The organism is Armatimonas sp. (genome assembly GCF_031410135.1).
GTDB lineage: Bacteria > Armatimonadota > Armatimonadia > Armatimonadales > Armatimonadaceae > Armatimonas.
Genome location: NZ_JANNYP010000483.1, coordinates 1 through 2922 on the forward strand (window position 1 = coordinate 1; position 2922 = coordinate 2922).

A 2922-nucleotide genomic window follows, 5' to 3' on the forward strand; every position below is an offset into this window, starting at 1 on the left:
CCGCCGATCTGGACATGGCATGGGTCCCAGCCGATCTCTACTTTCGCATCGAAGTCTCGGCTGGCTATTGCCGAGCGGATCGTGTCGCGGTCTTCCTGAGTGAGTCCCCAGCCGATGCCTGTCACGCAGCCGTGGGCTTTCGCCGAAGCCGCGAGCATCAGCAAGAACTTCGTGCTCTCGTGGTTAGGCTGGTCATCGTCGAGGATGTCCACTGCCAGCGCGTCGGGGTTGCCGTCCTCCGTGGTCGCGTTGTGCATTCCCCACCTCACTTTCGTGAAGCCATCCGCAAGGAGCTGGCGCTGCCTTGTGGGCGAGCGCCATGCCTCTTGGATGCGTGGCCGTAGCCCGTGCCCTTCGAGATCGGCTAGGATCGCGGCTACCTTGCGCCGGAAGATCGGGTTGCACTCGGTGAGCCGCTGGGCGTTTCTCTCGTTCCGCTGCTCCTCGGTCATGGCTCTACCTCCGGCGCAGGGGTGGGTTGCACCCGAACTGCAATAATGAGCACGTCGCCGATCTGGAAACTGGAAACCTCGTCCATGGCTTTGCCTGTCGGAATTGTGACCGTCGGTACGCTGGGTGTGGGCTGTGGAGCCACTGGGTCTGTACCCTCAACGGTTGCCGTTAATGTGCTGTCACTCTCGACGACCGAATAGCCTGGCTTACTTGCATCTACCGTTTCGCTTTCGATGACTGTGTAGCCATTGGGCACGGCGGCATCGCCCACTACTTGGGTCTTGATCTCACTCTCAACCACCAGGTAGTTCGCGGGTTTCGTAGCATCTTCGCTTGCTGGGGGAACTTGCGCTTCGCTCACGCTCGGTGAAGCATCACTTTCCACGACGATGTAGCCTGTAGGAACCGCAGCATCTATCGCGGGTGGTGTGACTTCACTCTCTACGACCGCGTAACCGCTGGTTTTTTTGTCGCCTGAGGAGGTCAGGATCGCAGCTTCGGCAGGTGGTGCGGGACTCTCCGGTGGAATCATGATGATGAGCGGTGGCACAATGGGAGCCGCAGGCGTGCCCGGTTGTTCGACTGGTAGAGAGGGGGACTCCGGCGGGATCTGATGGAGTGGGCCGTTGGTCGAAACCGTTGTAGGGGCAGGGGTCACGACGGCAACCGGGGGGCCTAGGATCGGCGTCTCCACTGGCTTAGGAGCTAGTTTTGCTATTGTCTTCGGCTTGGGCCGCGAGACGAGCTTGGGCTTTGCGGTCGGTGCCTTCACGGCGGCGGGTTTCGCGGGCGTGGAACTCGCTGCTGCTGATGGCTGTAGTGTGACAGGTTTTGCCGTACCGGTTACTTTCTTGGGGGCTTTGGTGATGCGTGGTTTCATGGTGTAGATCTCCTTGTCTCTGTGTGCTCGCTAGGGGCTAATGGCTTTTGCGCCACTGCCAGGGTGGGATGGGTGCTGGCATAGCCCACAAGCCGCGCTTGGCGGCTCTTGCGGTATCCTCGGCTAGGCGTAGGTCTCGGGAGTCGGGCGCGTACTGGGGCGACCACCAGGCGAGCCCGGTATCTATCTGCCTGCGCTCGATGCTTGGGTAGGCCGAGGTGCTGAGCTGGGCGATGAGCCGCCCGTACTTGTCTTTCTCGATGGGCTGGATACTCAGGCTCTGCCCGACAAGTAGCGTTCCTAGTGCAGCCCGTGCCATCGGTCCGCTGGGCTGGTTCATCTCGGGAGCGTCGGCTCCAAATAAGCGAATAGTGATGGTTTTCAGCGCGTCGCAGCTAGCGTGGAGCGTGTCGCCGTCCACTACCTCAATGACCCGACAAGTGTCGAGCGCAGGGAGCGTTTCGGGTAGGCTCTTGCTGCCTGTTGGCCATACGGTTGCCAGCCCGCCGCCAATGGCGACGATCCCGGCTCCCGTTCCCAGAATGGCCGTACGTTTCTTACGGCTGGCTGGGGTGGTCTTCGTCGGTGTCGGCACTGGCTTTCTCCTTACGTTTACGGCGGCGATCTCGAATGCGCCGTAGTGCCCGTCGCCTGGCGCTGCGGAACTTAGGTTGTGCGCGTAGCCACCAGGTGAGAGCAACGGCGAGGCCGATGAGCGCATTTATCAAACGGTCCTCGGCCTCGTCACTGAGCACGGCGAGAGTGTGAATCATGGGCGTAACCTCTCTCTTACTCCCCTTGCCTTTAGGTGAGGGGCAGGGGGAGAGGTGCTTACGCTGTGACGATGACGAGTGAGCTTTGCGGCGCTCCCTGGAAGCCGGAGTCGCTCACCGGGATGATCTTCACCCCAACTTTCACTCCACCCGCAGGGATGCCGAACTTACTCTCATAGGCATCGCCTAGATCCGCATTGAGCAGGTCGCCCGTGTCTGCCGTAGTGATGAGGCGGAAGCTGGCGTCAGGGATGACACTCCGACCCGCTGACATCGGCTCCGTAGCGAAGATGAGCAGCTTGGAAGCAAGCGCGGTGGCCGCAGCTCCCAGCTTGAACTCCAGCTCGCCCGCGACAGTGACATTCAGCGTGGGCACGAAGTCGGCGACGGGAACCGTGGGCTCAATGGCCAGTGGCGCATCATCCAGCTCGGCGAGGGCAAACTCTCCCCGTGTGGCATTGAGTGCGATGTAGAGGCGATGGCCCGTGGGGTTGTAGAGGTCCCCGTACTTGCCGGTCTTGGTAATCTGTCCCGCGAGGCTGTTCCATCCGATACGCTGCTCCTCAATCAGAGTGGCCCAACGTGCGGCGAAGATACTGAAGCGGTCGCGGACATTCATCTGGCGCTCCGAGTTGGGTTGTTCTGCGAGTGTGTTCTTACGGAGGTAGAGGCCCGAGGGGTTGCGGGCGAAGACATTGTCGCCGAACTTGCCGGAAACGTCGTCGAGAAGGCTGTTAAGTTTCGCTTTCATGGGGTGTGGTTCTCCTTGTCTGTGTCCCCTAGTTCGGGGAAGGCAGGAAACACCAAAACGAAGGC

At 60.9% G+C, this 2922-nt stretch carries 4 protein-coding genes and 1 pseudogene; all 5 read right to left on the reverse strand.

Translation table 11 applies throughout. The features are described 5' to 3' along the window. A pseudogene (locus RMO15_RS17775) lies at window positions 1–452 on the reverse strand (hypothetical protein); the annotation flags it as partial. Then, the gene (locus tag RMO15_RS17780; protein ID WP_309714872.1) at window positions 449–1333 is read right to left on the reverse strand and encodes a hypothetical protein; all 885 of its coding nucleotides are present in this window, start codon (window positions 1331–1333) and stop codon (window positions 449–451) included. The pseudogene RMO15_RS17775 and the gene RMO15_RS17780, both read right to left, overlap by 4 nt. Window positions 1334–1370: 37 nt before the next feature. Then, the gene (locus RMO15_RS17785; RefSeq protein ID WP_309714874.1) at window positions 1371–1928 is read right to left on the reverse strand and encodes a thermonuclease family protein; all 558 of its coding nucleotides are present in this window, start codon (window positions 1926–1928) and stop codon (window positions 1371–1373) included. Further along, window positions 1891–2106, reverse strand: a complete 216-nt coding sequence (locus RMO15_RS17790) for a hypothetical protein (RefSeq protein WP_309714876.1) — start codon at window positions 2104–2106, stop codon at window positions 1891–1893. Before RMO15_RS17790 ends, RMO15_RS17785 begins: the two co-directional genes overlap by 38 nt. A gap of 58 nt (window positions 2107–2164) precedes the next feature. Beyond that, complete coding sequence (locus RMO15_RS17795; RefSeq protein ID WP_309714878.1) at window positions 2165–2857, reverse strand: hypothetical protein; 693 nt, start codon at window positions 2855–2857, stop codon at window positions 2165–2167. Window positions 2858–2922: the final 65 nt, after the last annotated feature.